At 65.6% G+C, this 16,553-nt stretch carries 13 protein-coding genes and 2 pseudogenes; all 15 read left to right on the top strand.

Annotated features, from left to right (window positions below; all coding sequences use genetic code 11):
* Nucleotides 1–82: 82 nt before the first annotated feature.
* A pseudogene (gene fruB / locus AN401_RS20360) lies at nt 83–1,183 on the top strand (fused PTS fructose transporter subunit IIA/HPr protein); the annotation flags it as partial.
* A 36-nt stretch (nt 1,184–1,219) separates the two neighbouring features.
* A pseudogene (locus AN401_RS20355) lies at nt 1,220–1,510 on the top strand (HPr family phosphocarrier protein); the annotation flags it as partial.
* An 87-nt stretch (nt 1,511–1,597) separates the two neighbouring features.
* Nucleotides 1,598–3,250 carry a phosphoenolpyruvate--protein phosphotransferase gene (ptsP, locus tag AN401_RS20350; RefSeq protein WP_408645774.1) on the top strand — a complete coding sequence of 551 codons (1,653 nt, stop codon included), beginning with the start codon at nt 1,598–1,600 and terminating at the stop codon, nt 3,248–3,250.
* Entirely contained in the window at nt 3,247–4,191 is a 945-nt protein-coding gene (pfkB, locus tag AN401_RS10245) for a 1-phosphofructokinase (RefSeq protein ID WP_094038090.1), read from the top strand. The genes ptsP and pfkB overlap by 4 nt, the downstream gene beginning before the upstream one ends.
* The gene (locus AN401_RS10240; protein ID WP_096779273.1) at nt 4,192–5,937 is read left to right on the top strand and encodes a PTS fructose-like transporter subunit IIB; all 1,746 of its coding nucleotides are present in this window, start codon (nt 4,192–4,194) and stop codon (nt 5,935–5,937) included.
* Between the two features lie 232 nt (nt 5,938–6,169).
* Nucleotides 6,170–8,980, top strand: a complete 2,811-nt coding sequence (gene hypF, locus AN401_RS10235; RefSeq protein ID WP_096779272.1) for a carbamoyltransferase HypF — start codon at nt 6,170–6,172, stop codon at nt 8,978–8,980.
* Between the two features lie 49 nt (nt 8,981–9,029).
* A complete protein-coding gene (locus tag AN401_RS10230) occupies nt 9,030–9,287 on the top strand; it encodes a HypC/HybG/HupF family hydrogenase formation chaperone (protein ID WP_096779271.1) in 258 nt (85 codons plus the stop codon).
* Nucleotides 9,277–10,416: a hydrogenase formation protein HypD gene (gene hypD, locus AN401_RS10225; protein ID WP_096779270.1), complete on the top strand. Its 1,140-nt coding sequence runs from the start codon at nt 9,277–9,279 to the stop codon at nt 10,414–10,416. The genes AN401_RS10230 and hypD overlap by 11 nt, the downstream gene beginning before the upstream one ends.
* Entirely contained in the window at nt 10,409–11,443 is a 1,035-nt protein-coding gene (hypE, locus tag AN401_RS10220; protein ID WP_096779269.1) for a hydrogenase expression/formation protein HypE, read from the top strand. The genes hypD and hypE overlap by 8 nt, the downstream gene beginning before the upstream one ends.
* A gap of 2 nt (nt 11,444–11,445) precedes the next feature.
* Nucleotides 11,446–11,772 carry a hydrogenase maturation nickel metallochaperone HypA/HybF gene (locus AN401_RS10215; RefSeq protein ID WP_096779268.1) on the top strand — a complete coding sequence of 109 codons (327 nt, stop codon included), beginning with the start codon at nt 11,446–11,448 and terminating at the stop codon, nt 11,770–11,772.
* Nucleotides 11,772–12,512, top strand: coding sequence for a hydrogenase nickel incorporation protein HypB (gene hypB, locus AN401_RS10210; RefSeq protein ID WP_096779267.1), 741 nt, complete (start codon nt 11,772–11,774; stop codon nt 12,510–12,512). Before AN401_RS10215 ends, hypB begins: the two co-directional genes overlap by 1 nt.
* Nucleotides 12,509–13,621, top strand: coding sequence for a 4Fe-4S dicluster domain-containing protein (locus AN401_RS10205; protein ID WP_096779266.1), 1,113 nt, complete (start codon nt 12,509–12,511; stop codon nt 13,619–13,621). The genes hypB and AN401_RS10205 overlap by 4 nt, the downstream gene beginning before the upstream one ends.
* Complete coding sequence (locus AN401_RS10200) at nt 13,614–14,432, top strand: FAD/NAD(P)-binding protein (RefSeq protein WP_096779265.1); 819 nt, start codon at nt 13,614–13,616, stop codon at nt 14,430–14,432. The genes AN401_RS10205 and AN401_RS10200 overlap by 8 nt, the downstream gene beginning before the upstream one ends.
* The gene (locus AN401_RS10195) at nt 14,429–15,226 is read left to right on the top strand and encodes an NADH-quinone oxidoreductase subunit B family protein (protein WP_096779264.1); all 798 of its coding nucleotides are present in this window, start codon (nt 14,429–14,431) and stop codon (nt 15,224–15,226) included. Before AN401_RS10200 ends, AN401_RS10195 begins: the two co-directional genes overlap by 4 nt.
* Entirely contained in the window at nt 15,223–16,527 is a 1,305-nt protein-coding gene (locus tag AN401_RS10190; RefSeq protein ID WP_094038101.1) for a Ni/Fe hydrogenase subunit alpha, read from the top strand. Before AN401_RS10195 ends, AN401_RS10190 begins: the two co-directional genes overlap by 4 nt.
* Nucleotides 16,528–16,553: the final 26 nt, after the last annotated feature.

The raw sequence follows: 16,553 nt of genomic DNA, 5'->3' as shown, positions 1-16,553 counted from the left end.
ATGAATTCAGTTACAAAATAACCCAAGTTCCTTCCATCTTGTTCTAGGGTGTAAATATCCTTGTAAATCAGCAGGTGATGTCATGCTTTCACTGTCTACACAAGACGTAAAAATCGGTGCCGCCTTGGCCGACAAGACTTCCGTGATCAATGCGCTGGCCCAGTGGCTGGAGCAGGATGGCAATGTGGCCGCCGGATACGAGGCCGGCATGCTGGCACGTGAAGCCCAAACCGCCACCTACCTGGGGCAGGGCATCGCCATCCCCCACGGCACCCAGGATACCCGCCATCTGGTGAAAAAAACCGGTATCAAGGCCATCCACCTGCCCGAAGGCGTAGAGTGGGGCGACGGTGAAAAAGCCTATCTGGTGCTGGGCATCGCCGCCGGCTCCGACGAACACCTGGGGCTGCTCAAGCAACTGGCCCGGGCCCTGTCCCAGGAGGATCTGGCCGAACGGGTCAAAGCCGCCCGCGAGCCGCAGGATATTTTGCAACTATTGCAGGGTGATAGCGAGCCCGAATTGGCCCTGGGCGTGGAAAGCATCGCCGTCAAGGCCAAGGCCAGTTCCCTGAGCCAGCTGGCCGAACAGGCCGCAGTGCTGCTGCAGGCCTCGGCCGGCGAGCAGTCCGCCCTGATCAAGGGTGACGCCAGTCACCTGGGACAGGGCTGGTGGCTGAGCCAGACCCCGACCACCGGCTCCTCCCGGGCGGCGCTGGTGACCGTGGACGCCTTCGAGCACCGGCAGCAGCCGGTAGCGGGCCTGCTGGCGCTGGCGGTGAAGGGCGCGGCCCACAAGACCCTGCTGAGCCAACTGGCCGACTGGCTGGCCGCCGGCAAGGGCAATGAACTGGCCGCCCAGGCTTCCGCCGAGGCGCTGCTGGCCGCCCTGAACCAGGGGCCGACCGCCCTGGCCACCGGCGAGGTGACCGTGGAAGTGCGCAACCCCCACGGCCTGCACGCCCGTCCCGGCGCCATGCTGGTGCAGGCCGCCAAGCAATTCCAGGCCGATATCAAGGTGCGCAACCTGAACGGCGACGGCAAGGCGGTGTCCGCCAAGAGCCTGATGAAGATCATGACCCTGGGCGTCAAGCTCGGTCATACCCTGGCCTTCACCGCCGATGGCGCCGACGCCGACGCCGCCCTCAAGGGCATGGTGGAGGCGGTGCGTTCCGGCCTGGGCGAGGAAGTGGTGCCGGCCGAAGCCGCCGCCGCCCCGGCACCGGCCCTGGCCGCCAACGAGCGGCTGGTGGTGGTGCGCAACCCCCACGGCCTGCATGCCCGCCCCGGCGCCATGCTGGTGCAGACCGCCAAGAAATTCGAGGCCGACATCCAGGTACGCAACCTGGACGGCGACGGCCACAGCGTGTCCGCCAAGAGCCTGATGAAGGTCATCAGCCTGGGCGTCAAGGCCGGTCACCAACTGGTGTTCAAGGCCGAGGGCAGTGATGCCGAAGCCGCGCTGGCCGGCCTGGTCGAAGCGGTGAACAATGGCCTGGGCGAAGACATCGCTCCGCTGGCGGCCGCCCCTGAGGCCGAGGTCGGGCAGCCCGAGATCCACCAGGTACACGACATCGCGCCCAATACCGAGGTACAGGGCGTGGCCGCCTCGCCGGGCACCGCCATCGGACCCGTCTACGTGGAGTCGCCCATCCAGTTCGACTACCCGGAAAAGGCCGTCGATGCCGCCGCCGAGCAACAAAAATTGAGCGCTGCCATCAAGCAGGCTCACGCCGACCTGGCCGCCAGCGTGGCCAAGGCCACCCAGGCCCAGGCCCGCGAGATCATGGCCATGCACCAGGAACTGCTGGAAGATCCTTCCCTGGCCGAAGGCGCCGCCGAGCGCATGAGCAAGGGGCTGTCCGCCGCCGCTGCCTGGTGGAGCGAGATCGACTCCGCCGCCACCCTGCAGGCGGCGAGCAGCGATGCCCTGCTCGCCGAGCGGGCGGCCGACATCCGTGACATCGGCCGCCGGGTGATGGCCATTTTGTGCGACACACCGCTGCCGCAGAAGCCGGATACCCCCTACATCTGGGTGGCGGAAGACATCGGTCCCTCCGACGTGGTCAACATGGATCCGGCCAAGGTGCTGGGCATGGTTACCGCCGGCGGCGGCGCCTCTTCCCACAGTGCCATCCTGGCCCGCTCGCTGGGCATTCCGGCCCTGGTGGCCATGGGCGGTGCCGTCATGAGCCTGAAGCAGGGCACCGAAGTGATACTGAACGGCGAGGCCGGCACCCTCTGGGTGGCGCCCGAGGCCGAGCAACTGGCGCAGGCCAAGGTCCGCCAGCAGCAAGAGAAGGAGCTGGCGGAAAAGGCCTGGGCCAGCCGCGATCAGCACGCGACCACCCGCGACGGCCATCGCATGGAGATCTGCGCCAACCTGGGTGAGACCGCCAAGGCGGTGGAAGCGGTGGAAGCCGGTGCCGAGGGCGTGGGCCTGCTGCGTACCGAATTCGTGTTCATGGCGCAGAGCAGTGCCCCCGGCCTGGATGCCCAGATTGCCGAGTACAAGAAGGCCATCGACGCTCTCGACGGCCGCCCCCTGGTGGCCCGGACCCTGGACGTGGGCGGTGACAAGCCGCTGCCTTACTGGCCGGTGCCGAAAGAGGAAAACCCCTTCCTCGGGGTGCGTGGCATCCGCCTGTGCATGCAGAAGCCCGAACTGCTGGAAACCCAGCTGCGTGCCCTGCTGACCGCCGCCGGCGACCAGCCCATCCGCATCATGTTCCCCATGGTGGCGGACTGGTCCGAATGGCGCTGGGCCAAGGACATGTTCGACAAGGTCCAGGCCGAGGTGCAGGCCAAGGACGTGCAGGTGGGCATCATGGTGGAAGTGCCTTCCGCCGCCCTCAACGCCCAGGTGTTCGCCGAAGAGGCCGACTTCTTCAGCATCGGCACCAACGACCTGACCCAGTACACCCTGGCGGTGGACCGCGGCAACGGCGAGCTGGCCAGCCTGTCCGACGGCCTCAACCCGGCGGTGCTGCGCCTTATCAAGATGACCGTCGACGCCGCCCATGCCAAGGGCAAGTGGGTCGGGGTGTGCGGCGAGCTGGGCTCGGATCCCAAGGCGCTGCCGCTGCTGGTGGGCCTGGGGGTGGACGAGCTGTCGGTCAGCCTCAAGCGGGTACCCATGGTCAAGGCCCAGGTCCGCGACTGGAGCCTGACTGCCTGTCAACAACTGGCCGAACAGGCGCTCAAGGCCAGTGACGCCAACGCCGTGCGGGCCCTGGTAGGAGAAGCCAAATGAGTATTTTAACCCTGACCCTGAACCCGGCCCTGGATCTGACCGTATCCCTGGATGGGCTCAAGCCCGGCGAGGTGAACCTCGCCAAATCCGGCCACCTGGGCGCGGCCGGCAAGGGCATCAACGTGGCGCGGGTGCTGGCCGATCTGGGCCATACCCCCAGGGCCTGCGGCTTTCTCGGCCTGAACAACGACTCGTCGTTCCGCGCCCTGTTCAGCCAGCACGGCATCGAAGACGACTTCGTGCGCCTGGCCGGCGACACCCGGGTCAACGTCAAGATAAGCGAGCAGGACGGCCGGGTGACTGACATCAACCTGCCCGGCCTCAAGGTGACCGACGTGGACTGGAACCGGCTGCTGGCGCGGCTGGAGTCCCTGGCCAACAACTTCGACACCCTGGTGATGGCGGGCAGCCTGCCGCCCGGGGTCCATCCCCAGCAGCTCGAAGGCATGATCGAAATGTGGCGGGAGCGGGGCAAGACGGTCCTGCTGGACGCCAGCGGCGAGGCGCTGCGGGCGGGCATCAAGGGCCTGCCGGCGCTGATCAAGCCCAATATCGACGAGCTGGCCGGCCTGGTCGGCCGGCCCATCCAGGATGATGCGGACCTGGCCGCCTGCGCCCGCGAGCTGCAGGCCCAGGGCATCGAGCACGTGGTGGTGTCGGCCGGTGCCGACGGCGTGCACTGGTTCAGCCCCAAGGGTTACTGGCGGGCCCAGGTGCCCAAGGTCAAGGTGGTCAGCACCGTCGGGGCAGGGGACAGCCTGGTGGCCGGCCTGTGCGCCGGTTTCGTGGAAGGACTAGAAGAAGCAGAGACCCTGCGCCGGGCCGTGGCACTGTCGTTGATGGCGGTGACCCAGATCGGGGTAGGCATTCGCAATCAAAAGGAAGTCAGTGACTATCAAAACGCCATTCTGATCACTCAGGTCGAGGCCAAGGAGATATAAATGAAGACATTGATCGTAACCGCCTGCCCCAGCGGCATGGCGAGCAGCTACATGGCAGCCCGTCTGTTGCGCCAGGCAGCAGAGGAACTGGGCTGGCAGGCCACGGTGGAATGCCACAGCCAGCTCGAGCCGGTGATCCCCTTTACCCAGGCCCAGATCGACGAGGCCGAACTGGTGGTGGTGGCCGCCGGCACCGAGCTGGACCTGTCCCGCTTTGCCGGCAAGCCGTTGTACAAGAGTGATATCCAGCAGGCGCTGAACGGGCCCAAGGCCTGGCTGCAGCAGGCCGCCGGCCAGGCGGTCAGGCAGCAGGGGAGCGCGCCGGCCGCCGCTGCCGGCGTCAGGCTGGTGGCCATTACCGCCTGTCCGACCGGGGTGGCCCACACCTTTATGTCCGCCGAGGCCCTGAATGAGACCGCCAAGGCCATGGGCCACCAGATCAAGGTGGAAACCCAGGGCTCGGTGGGTGCCCAGAACGCCCTTACCGCCGAGGACATCGCCGCCGCCGACTGCGTCATCGTGGCCGCCGACATCGACGTCAACCTGAGCCGGTTCGACGGCAAGCGGGTGTACCGCACCAGCACCGGCCAGGCGCTGAAAAAGCCGAAGATCACCATCGAGACCGCCCTCGCCGAAGCCAAGATGTACCAGCATCAGGGGCAGGGCAACGGCGCCGCCCAGGAAGGCAAGGACGACAAGAAACAGGCCGGTCCCTACCAGCACCTGCTGACCGGGGTTTCCTTCATGCTGCCCATGGTGGTGGCGGGGGGCCTTATCATCGCCCTGTCCTTCGTGTTCGGCATCGAGGCCTTTAAAGAGGAAGGCACCCTGGCCGCCGCCCTGATGCAGATCGGCGGCGCCTCGGCCTTCGCCCTGATGATCCCGGTGCTGTCCGGCTATATCGCCTATTCCATCGCCGACCGTCCCGGCATCGCGCCCGGCATGATCGGCGGCATGCTGGCCAGCTCCCTGGGAGCCGGTTTCCTCGGTGGTATCGCCAGCGGTTTCCTGGCCGGCTATGCCGCCCGCTTCCTGGCACGCAACATCCCCATGCCGAAGAGCCTGGAGTCGCTCAAGCCGATCCTGATCATCCCGCTGTTCGCCAGCCTCTTTACCGGCCTGGTGATGATCTACATCGTCGGCGGCCCGGTCGCGGCCATCATGAACACCATGACCGACTTCCTCAACAACATGGGCTCGGCCAACGCCGTGCTGCTCGGCATCATTATCGGGGCCATGATGTGCTTCGACATGGGTGGCCCGGTCAACAAGGCGGCCTACGCCTTCTCGGTCGGCCTGCTGGCGTCCGAGACCTATGGCCCCATGGCGGCGGCCATGGCGGCGGGCATGGTGCCGGCGCTCGGCATGGGCATCGCCACCTTCCTGGCCCGGCGCAAGTTCAACACCAACGAGCAGGAAGCGGGCAAGGCCTCCTTCGTGCTGGGGCTGTGCTTTATCTCCGAAGGGGCCATTCCCTTCGCGGCCCGGGATCCGCTGCGGGTGATCCCGAGCTGCATGATCGGCGGTGCCCTGGCCGGCGCCCTGTCCATGCTGTTCGGCGCCAAGCTGCTGGCACCCCATGGCGGCATCTTCGTGCTGTTCATCCCCAACGCCATCCAGCAACTGACGTGGTACGTGCTGGCCATCGCCGTCGGCTCCCTCGTCACCGGCGTGCTCTACTCGGTACTGAAGCGCAGCGACGCGGAAATGCTGGCCGCCAGCCAGCAGGCCGCCGCCAAGGCATAACGGCCGAAGCAATAAAAAACCCGGGAGTTTCCCGGGTTTTTTGTCTCCAATTACTCACGCCTCACGCCTCACGCCTCGCGCCTCACGCTTCACCACGCCGGTAAAAAGGAAGAAGAGGTGCACTTTGGCAAGGAATGACGAATGCACCTTCTTCACTAAAAACGGGCGCCGCAGCGCCCGTTTTTAGTGGGTGAGCCATAGTTGAAAGACCAGGCATCGAAGAAGGACGGCAATGAAGGCGACGGCCGGGGTACGGATTGTGTTTCTGGGGAACCCTCTGCGGGGCGACGATGCCGCCGGTCTGCGCGCGCTGGCTCTGTGCCGGCGCTTTTCCTGGCCCGACGGGGTCGAGCTGGTGGACGGGGGCACGGGGGGAGTGAGTCTGCTGCCGCTGTTTCGCCACTGCCGGCGCGTGATACTGGTGGACACTTTTTTGACCGCCGGGCGTGCGGGCGGCATTAATCTTTTGCGCAATGTGACGGCGGACGCGCTGGCGGGCAGTGATGGGGCTGAACATGGCGGCGGCATCAAGGGGCTGCTGGCGCTGGTGCCGCAACTGGTATCACCGGCCCCGGTTGTCGATCTGATGGTGATTGGCGGGCACCGTTTTACGCCCTGTACCCTCGAGCTCAGCCATGAGCTGGCTTGTGCCCTGCCGGCATTGTGCTGGCGCCTGCATGGCTATGTAACGGAAGAGCTGATGCCGCCCGGCCTGGTGAGCAAAGCGCTGGCGGGTTACCGCCTGCACATTACCGGGTGTGTGCAGGGGGTGGGCTTTCGCCCCTTTGTTTACCGGCTGGCCACCGGGCTCGGTCTGGTGGGGGAGGTCGGCAATATCGGCACCGGAGTGCAAATCCGGCTGGCCGCCGATGAGCCCACGGTGGCGGCGTTTTGCCGGCGGTTGCGGGCCGAGTGCCCGCCTCATGCCCGCATTGAGCGTATCGATACCGAGCCCTTTGACTGGGTGTCCGCTCCCCGTGTGTTTGAGGTGGTGAACAGCCAGACGAAGGGACAGGGCGCCCGGATCCCGCCGGATCTGGCGCCTTGTCCGGCGTGTCTGGCGGAGCTGAACGACGCCACTGACCGGCGCCATGGTTACCCCTTTATCAACTGCACGAATTGTGGCCCCCGCTATTCCATTGTGCGGGCCCTGCCCTGGGACAGGGCCCATACCGCCATGGCGGAGTTTGCCCTGTGCACTGCCTGTGATGAAGAGTATGGCGATCCCGGCAACCGGCGCTTTCATGCCGAGCCCGTGGCCTGTGCCGTTTGCGGTCCGCATTTGTGGCTGCAAGGTGCCGAAGGGCAGCATATCCGGGGGGCCGCGGCGAGCCTGCTGGCGCAATGTGCCACCTGGCTGAAGCAGGGTCGAGTGCTGGCGCTCAAGGGCATTGGCGGGTTTCAGCTGGCCTGCGATGCCGGCTCGGCAACGGCCATTGGGTTATTGCGCGAGCGCAAGCACAGACCCGCCAAGCCCTTTGCGGTCATGATGCGGGATCTGGCGCAAGTGGACGCCTGGTTTGAACTGAATGACGCCGAGCAGGCGCAACTGAGCAGCCCGGCGGCGCCCATTGTGCTGTTGCCCAGGGCGCGGCTGCGACCGCGGCTGGCGGGCATGGCGACCGACGCGCTGGCGCCGGGGCTGGCGCACCTCGGTGTGATGGTGGCGAGCTCGCCGCTGCACTGGCTGTTGCTGAACGAGCTGGACGGTCCGCTGGTGATGACCTCGGGCAATGCCGGGGGCGAGCCCATCTGTACCGGTAACCGGCAGGCCCTGTCGGCGCTGGCCCCACTGGCCGATGCGTTTCTGCTGCATGACCGACCCATAGTGAACCGCTGCGATGATTCGGTGCTGGCCGTGGTGGCCGGCCGGCCCAGGCTGATCCGCCGGGCCCGGGGTTTTGTCCCGGAGCCCATCCCCCTGCCTGCCGGGCTGAACGGCACCGTGCTGGCGTTGGGCGCGGATTTGAAAAACAGTTGCTGCCTGGCCGGTTCAGGCCGGGCAGTGCTGTCTGCCCACATGGGCGATCTGGCCAGTCCGGCCTGTCTGGATGCGTTAGGGCAGGAGGTGGAACGTCTGCCGGCGCTGCTGGGCATAAGGCCCCGGGCCATTGCCGTCGATTTGCATGCCGACTATGCCGCCACCCGGCTGGGCGTGCGCCTGGCAAGGGAGCGCGGACTGCCGTTGTACCGGGTGCAGCATCATCATGCCCATCTGGTGTCCTGCCTGGTGGAAAACAGCCATGGGCCAAATGAGCCGGTGCTGGGCGTGGTGCTCGACGGCCTGGGCCTTGGCGATGACGGCAGCCTGTGGGGCGGGGAGTTCATGCTGGCCGATTATGCCGCTTACCACCGGCTGGGGCGGCTGCGGCCTTTCCCTTTGCTGGGGGGCGATCAGGCCAGCCGCCAGCCCTGGCGCAACCTGCTGGCCCAGCGGGTATCGTTTTCTTTATGGCCGGAGCTGCAATCCCGCTGTCCGTTACTGTTCAGGGATGAGGCCGAGACGTTGCTGGCCATGGCGCCGCGTTTTCCGCTGACCTCATCGGCGGGGCGATTGTTCGATGCGGTGGCGGCACTGCTGGGCGTGGCGCCTGCCGAGCAGAGTTTTGAAGGGGAGGCGGCCATGAAGCTTGAAAGCCTGGCCGGCAGGGCGCAGGCCAGCGCCTGTTATGACGTTCGGGTAAGCCGCGAAGGCGGACTCTGGCAACTGGACCCGGCCCCGATGTGGCCCATGATGATCAATGCCCTGCTGGCGGGAGCAAGCGAAGCGGTGCTGGCGGCCAATTTTCACCTAAGTTTAGTGAGTGGGCTGTGCCGAATGGTGCAGCAGTTGCAACGCCAAGCGCGCTTTGACGTCGTGGCCCTGAGCGGTGGTGTGATGCAAAACCGCCTGCTGCTGGCGGCCCTGATTGAGGCGCTGGAAGCGATGGGGCTGACGGTACTGACCCAAAGCCGGGTGCCCAGCAACGACGGGGGCATTGCCCTGGGTCAGGCCGCCATCGCCCTTGCCCGGGGCAGGAGCAGGGGGAAGGCGCCGCTTTAGCCGGCGCGAGCAGGTTGTTTCGACCTGCGCCGAGGGGAAGGGGGTGTTTATGTGCCTGGGAATACCGGCCCGAATCGTGAGCATTGTGGATGTCGACGCCGGCCTGGCGCTGGCAGAGACCGCCGGGGTACGCCGGCAAATCAATATCGCGCTGCTGGCTGCCGATGGGCGAGCACTCTCGACGCTGGTGGGGAAGTGGGTGTTGCTGCACGTGGGTTTTGCCATGGCGCTGATTGACCAGCAGGAAGCCGACCGCACCCTGGCCTTGCTGGCGCAAATTGAGCAGAGGGAATGTGATGAGCCTTAACACAGACTTTCGTGATGCCGACCGGGTACGGGCCCTGCTGGCCGCCATGACCCCGGTGGCCGGGCGGGTGGCGGCGTGCCTTGGCCGGCCGTTGCAGATCATGGAAGTGTGTGGCGGCCATACCCATGCCATTTTTCGTTTCGGGCTGCACCAGCTCATCCCCGACACCATCGAGTTTATTCACGGCCCCGGCTGCCCGGTGTGCGTGCTGCCGGTGGCGGCGGTGGATCAGGCGGTCGCTCTGGCCCGGCAGCCCAATGTGATCCTGGCAAGCTTTGGTGATCCGCTGCGGGTGCCGGGCAGCCGGGGCAGTTTGCTGCAGGCCAAAGCCGAGGGCGCCGGGGTGAGGGTGCTTTATTCTCCCTATGACGCCCTGGCGCTGGCAAAGGCACATCCCCGCAAACAGGTGGTGTTTTTTGCCATCGGTTTCGATACCACCATGCCGGGCACCGCCCATTCGATTCTGGCCGCCGACCGTGCCGGCATCGGTAACCTGCGTTTTCTCTGTCACCACATTCGGCTGATGCCGACCCTGACCGGCCTGCTTGAGGCGGGCGAGGTGAAGCTGGATGGCTTTGTGGGGCCGGGGCATGTCAGCATGGTGATCGGCAGCCGGGTGTATGCCCCCATTGCTCGGCAGTACCATAAGCCGCTGGTGATTGCCGGCTTTGAGCCGGTGGACTTTCTGCAGGCCCTGTATCAGCTGGTGTTGCAGCTGGATCAGGGGCGTTGTGACATCGAAAACGCCTATGCCCGGGTGGTGGCGGACACAGGCAATCCGGCCGCCCTGCAAGCAATCGAGCAGGCGTTTGAATCGGGCGTTGACGGCCACTGGCGCGGCCTTGGCCGGGTGCCGGGCTCGGGGGTGCGGATACGCGCACCATACCGGCATCTGGATGCGACCGGGCTGTCGGCTGTGGCCGGGCCGGGCAAGGCCGCCGATGATCCCGCCTGGTGCCATGGCGTGCTCACCGGCCGGATCAAGCCGGATCAGTGCCCGCTGTTTCGCCGCCGGTGCACCCCCGAGCACCCGGAGGGAGCCCTGATGGTATCGAGCGAGGGCGCCTGTGCCGCCTACTACCAGTACCGGCCCGAGCAAGACCACCCCGAGGAGGCCCGCCGTGACTAGCACCGAAAAGACCATCACCCTGGCTCACGGGGCCGGGGGCGGGGCCATGCATGGGTTGATCGACGGCCTGTTTCTGTCCGCCTTTGGCGACATGCCCTTGCTGCAAAAGGAGGATCAGGCCCGCTTGCCATTGGCCGGCCTGCAGGCCCGGGGGGACCGGCTGGCGCTGACCACCGACAGCTTTGTGGTCAGCCCGCTGGAATTTCCCGGGGGCGACATCGGCAAGCTGGCGGTGTGTGGCACCTTGAACGATCTGGCCGTGGGCGGGGCCGTGCCGCTTTATCTGAGTGCCGCCTTTATCATCGAGGAAGGACTGCCGCTGGCGCTGCTGCAACGCCTGGTCGGCTCCATGGCCGAGGCCGCCCGCCAGGCCGGGGTTACCATCGTCACCGGGGATACCAAGGTGGTGGAACGGGGCATGGCCGACAAACTCTTTATCAACACCACCGGCGTGGGCGTGATCCCGGCGGGGCTGGCCCTGTCCGTTGCCGCGGCCCGGCCCGGCGACAAAGTGCTGATCAACGGTCATGTAGGGGATCACGGCGCCGCCATCATGCTGGCCCGGGAAGAGCTGGGACTGGAGGGGAAGCTTGCCAGCGACTGTGCCGCCCTGCACACGCTGATCCAGCCGGTGCTGGCGCAATGCGCGGGCGTACGCTGCCTGCGCGACGCCACCCGCGGCGGCCTGGGAGGGGTGCTGAACGAAATGGCCGAGGCGTCGTCGGTGGAGATTCGGCTGACCGAGCAGGATCTGCCCATTCGCCCGCAGACCCGGGCGTTGTGCGAACTGCTGGGGCTGGAGCCGCTGCTGCTGGCCAATGAAGGGCTGGCCGCCATGGTGATCGCCCCCGAGCAGGCCGGGCAGGCCCTGGCGTTGTGGCATGCTCACCCCCTGGGCCGCCATGCCCGCATTATCGGCGAGGTAAGGGCGCCGGCGTCGCCGGGACGGCTCAGCCTGCTCGGTCCCTACGGTGGCGCGCGGCTGCTGGAGGTGCCTCATGGCCTGCAATTGCCACGGATCTGCTGAGCATGCATGAGCTCTCGGTGGTGCGGGCCCTGCTGACCCGGCTCAAGCCTTATCAACACCGGGAGATCTGCCGCATTACCGTCGAGGTGGGCGCCATGAGCTGCGTGGATGGTGAGCGGCTGCAGTTCTGTTTTGACATGGTCAAGAAAGAGGCCGGGTTAAGCGGTGCCGAGCTGGTCATCCAGGTGGTGCCGGCCCGGGCCGAATGCCGGCACTGCGGCCGGCATTTCACCCCGGACAAGCCGGGGGACGCCTGTCCCTGCAGCAGCCACGACTATACTTTGACGTCAGGAAGGCAACTGCTGTTAACGGAAATAGGATTCGGCTGATGTGTGGTCACTGCGGATGTTCCGGCGACAAGGCCCGGTTGTCGACACCGGGCAGCGAAATCCATCGTCACCTTCACCATGAAGGTGACAGCCTGCGATTACAGCAGGCGCTGCTGGCCGGCAACGACGAACTGGCCCGGCAAAACCGCGACTGGCTGACCGCCCATGGTATTACCTGCATCAACCTGATGGGCACCCCGGGCGCCGGCAAGACCCGGCTGCTGGAAGCCACCTTTGCCCATGCCTCCAGACAGGCCGGCTGGCCGCCGATGGCGGTGCTGGAAGGGGATCAGCACACCCAGAACGATGCGCGGCGCATTCAGGCCTGTGGCGGCCGGGTGGTGCAGATCAACACCGGCACCGGCTGTCATCTGGACGCGCACATGATACAGGCGGGGCTGGCCACCCTGGCGGCGCCGGACGGCGCGCTGGTGCTGGTTGAAAACGTCGGCAACCTGGTGTGTCCGGCGCTGTTCGATCTGGGCGAGCAGCACCGCGTCGCCATGATGGCGGTGACCGACGGCGACGACAAACCGGAAAAATATCCCCATCTGTTTGCCGGCTGCGGGCTGGTTATTATCAACAAGGCCGATCTGCTGCCTTATCTGAAGGTGGATCTCGACAGCATAAAAAGCGCCCTGCGCCGGCTTAATCCTCATGTTCAGATCCTGGTGCTGTCGGCCCAGAGCGGCGAGGGGCTGAATGCCTGGTACGACTGGCTGTTGAGCACGCGGCCATGAGCCGGCGTTTTCTGCCGCGAAAGCACCTGCACCGGCTGCATCACGCGCTGGTGCAGGCCGGTTATGAGGTGATTGGCCCGCAAGTGAAGGACGACGCCATTGTGTTCGCGCCGCTGGCACATGTCGATCAACTTCCCTGGGGCTGGCAGGAACAGGCCGACGCGGGCAGCTACCGCCTGCAGCGCACCGCCGGCGAGCGTGCCTTTGCCTGGAACACCGGCCCGCAGGGCCTCAAACCCTGGCTGTTTTTACCTGAGCAACCCCTTTGGCGAGCCGAGCACACCGACGATGGCCTGCGTTTTCGCGCCGTGGAGCCAAAGCCCAGGCTGCTCGCGTTTATCGGCCTGCGGGGTTGCGATCTGGCGGCACTGCGCATTCAGGATCAGCATTTTATCAAAGGGCCTTATGCCGATGCCTTTTACCGGGCTCAGCGCGAGCACCTCTTTATCGTGGCGGTGAACTGCGGCCGCAGTGCCGACACCTGCTTTTGTGTGTCGACCGGCGACGGCCCCGAGGCCCGTTTCGGTTTTGATATTCTGCTCGACGAGCTGGCAGAGGGCTACCTGTTGCAGACCGGCAGCGACAAGGGCGACACCATTACGGCTCAATTGCCGCTGAACAAGGCGAAGAATAAGCAACTGAGCGAGGCGGAAACCGCGCTGGTGGCAGCCCGCCGGCAACAGCGAGTCATGCCCGGCGAAGCCGAACTGGCGCAGCTGGTGGACCGGCTCGACCACCCGCGCTGGCAGCAGGTGGCCGAACGCTGCCTGGCCTGCGGCAACTGCACCTCGGTCTGCCCTACCTGTTTTTGCTCGAAACAGGACACCGAAGGCGACATCCGCCATCGGCAGGCCGAGCAGGTGCAGCGCTGGGACTCCTGTTTCAGCGAGCAGCACAGTTACATCACCGGCAAGGTGATCCGCCATGAACTCCGCCACCGCTACCGGCAATGGCTGGTGCACAAGCTGGCCACCTGGCAGCAGCAATTCGGCCGCAGTGGCTGTGTCGGCTGCGGTCGCTGCATTGCCTGGTGTCCGGTGGCCATCGATCTGGTGGAAGAGAGTCAGGCCCTGCTGGAGGAGCCATCACAGGAGGGCGACCATGGCTGACGGGGTGCCCATGGTCGCCACCCTGGCGGCCAAAACCATGGAGGTGCCGGGAGTACATACCCTGAGTCTGGCGCTGGACACGCACTCACCGTTCGACTTCGATTACGGCCAGTTCAACATGCTTTACCTGTTTGGAGCCGGTGAGGTGGCCATTTCCATCATGGGCTGGCATCAGGGGCTGTTGCAGCACACCATTCGCGCCGTGGGCCGGGTCACGCGGCCGCTGGTGGCGCTGGAGGTCGGCCAGCAGCTGGGCCTGCGCGGCCCCTTTGGCCGGGGCTGGCCACTGGCGCAGCTGCGGGGGCGGGACCTGGTGTTTATTACCGCCGGGCTGGGCTGTGCCCCGGTGGTGGCGGCCATTCACCATGCGGTGGCCAACCGGGATCAATACGGTCGCATCGTGATCCTGCAAGGGGTCAAGCACCATGCCGATCTGCTGTGGCAGACGCAGTACCGGCGCTGGCAAGCCCTGGGCGAATGCCAGGTATTGCTGGCCGCCAGCGAGGAACACCGGCACCGGCATCACTGGCGGCTGGGGCTGGTGACCGAATTGCTGGCGCTGGCGGAGTTTGATGCTGATCACTGTGCGGTCATGATGTGCGGGCCCGAGATCATGATGCTGGCGGCCCTTAAACAGCTGGCGCGCTTAAAAGTGGCGGACGAGGCGGTTTACATGAGCCTTGAACGCAATTTTCAGTGCGGCCGGGGCCTGTGTGGTCATTGTCAGCTGGGGCCGTATTTTGTCTGCAAGGACGGTCCGGTATTTCATTATCCGCAGGTCAAGCCCTGGCTGGGCAGGGAGGGCGTATGACGGCCAAGCTGACCCTGGCGGTGCACAAGCTGACCTCCTGCTCCGGCTGCCAGCTGGCCTTGCTCAATCAGGGACCGGCGCTGCTGGATTTATTGGAGGAAGTGGAGTTTGTGCACTTCATCGAGGCGGGCATAACCGGGCCCGACAAAACCGTGGATGTGGCCTTGGTCGAGGGCAGTGTGTCCACGCCGGACGATCTCGAACGCGCCCGAACCCTTCGCCGCAACAGCAGGCTGGTGGTGACCATGGGCGCCTGTGCCACCAGCGGCGGCATTCAGGCCCTGCGCAATCTGGCGGATGGCCCGGGCTGGAAAGCGGCCGTTTATGCCCGGCCGGACTTTATCGCCACCCTGGCCACGTCCACCGGGGTAGCCGAGCACATCCAGGTGGACTTTGAACTCTGGGGCTGTCCCATTACCGTGGAGCAGATGCGCCATTTTCTGCGTCAGTTGCGCCTGGGCGTGTGGCCCCGGCCCGAGGCTGAAAAGCTGTGCATGGAGTGCAAGCGCCGTCAGCAGGTGTGCGTCATGGTCACCAGGGGCGCCCCCTGTCTGGGACCGGTGGTGCGCACCGGCTGTGGTGCCCTCTGTCCCGCCTTTGGCCGGGCCTGCTATGGCTGTTTTGGTCCGTCCGAGCAGCCCAACGGCGACAGCCTGGCCAACCGCTTCGCCGGCCTGGGGCTGCTGCCCGACGACATTGCCCGGCGGTTTGCCGCCATTCACAGCCACAGTCCGCCGTTTCGCGAGCAGTACCGGCGCTGGCAGCGCATCGATGTGCGGGAGCTCGACGAATGAAGAAAAAGGCCAGGCGTCGCATCGCTCTCAAGGTGCCCTTTGTAACCCGGCTGGAAGGGGAAGGCAGCCTGGAGCTGAACGCCAGAGGCGACCGCATCGACCGGTTGCATCTGGCCATTTTCGAGCCGCCCCGGTTGTTTGAAAAGTTTCTGGAAGGGCGGGGCTATCAGGAGGTGCCGGATCTCAACGCCCGCATCTGCGGCATCTGCCCCATGGCCTACCAGCTCACTTCCATTCAGGCGATGGAGCGGTTGTTCGGCATAGCGCTGCCCCCGCCGCTGGCGCAACTGAGACTGCTGATGAATCTGGGAGAGTGGGTGCAAAGCCATGCCCTGCATATTCACTTTCTGGCGGCACCCGACTTTCTCGGGTTTGATCATGCCCTCGACATGGCCAAGGTGTTCCCCGAGGTGCTGAAACGGGGCATGTTGCTGCAGGAAGCCGGCAATGCCCTGATGGCGCTGCTGGGCGGTCGCTCCGTACACCCGGTGGGGTTGCAGGTGGGGGGCTTTGGCCGTCTGCCGGATCACGAACGCTGGCATGAAGTGCGTGGGCTGGTGAAGCAGGCGCTGCCCGCCGCCGAGGCACTGGTGCGCTGGACCGCGGAGCTGACGTTGCCCGATTACAGCCACGACTTTATCTGGGTCAGCCTCACCGAGCCCGACGGTTATGCCATCAATGGTGGCCGTATCACCAGCAGCCATGGCCTGAGCCTGGATTATTCCGACTACCCCCGACATTTTGCCGAGCATCAGGAGCCTCATTCCACCGCGCTCTATTCCCTGCTCGATGGCCAGGATTACCTGGTCGGCCCGCTGGCGCGGATGAACAACAGTTTTGAGCGGCTGCCTGCCGAGGTGCGCGCCCTGGCCCGGGAATGCGGCTTTGCGTTTCCCAGCCGCAACATGTTTACCAGCATTCGAGCCCGGGCACTGGAAATATACTGGGCTCTGTTCGAGGCCGACCGATTGCTGGCGCAGCCATGCCCCAACGGCGATGCCAGCCTGCCGGTCACTCCTACCGCGGGAGAATGCTGTTTCTGTACCGAGGCGCCGAGGGGCATGATTTATCATTATTACCGGCTGGATGAGCAGGGCCGGGTGCTGTCCTGCTCCATCATTCCGCCCACCAGTCAGAATCAGGCCCGTATCGAGCAGGATCTCAGGGCTTCGGTCACCCGCTTTGGCCTGCACCACAGCGATCAGGAGCTCAAACTGTTCTGCGAGCGGCTGATCCGCAACTACGACCCCTGCATTTCCTGCTCCACCCATTTTCTGCAGTTCAGGCTGCGGCGCGAATAGCCGGTTTATGGCTAAACTTGCCTGAA

The organism is Zobellella denitrificans, assembly GCF_002407485.1.
Lineage (GTDB): Bacteria > Pseudomonadota > Gammaproteobacteria > Enterobacterales > Aeromonadaceae > Oceanimonas > Oceanimonas denitrificans.
The sequence above is the reverse complement of the archived record's forward strand: the minus strand, read 5'-3'. Positions and strand labels throughout refer to the sequence as shown.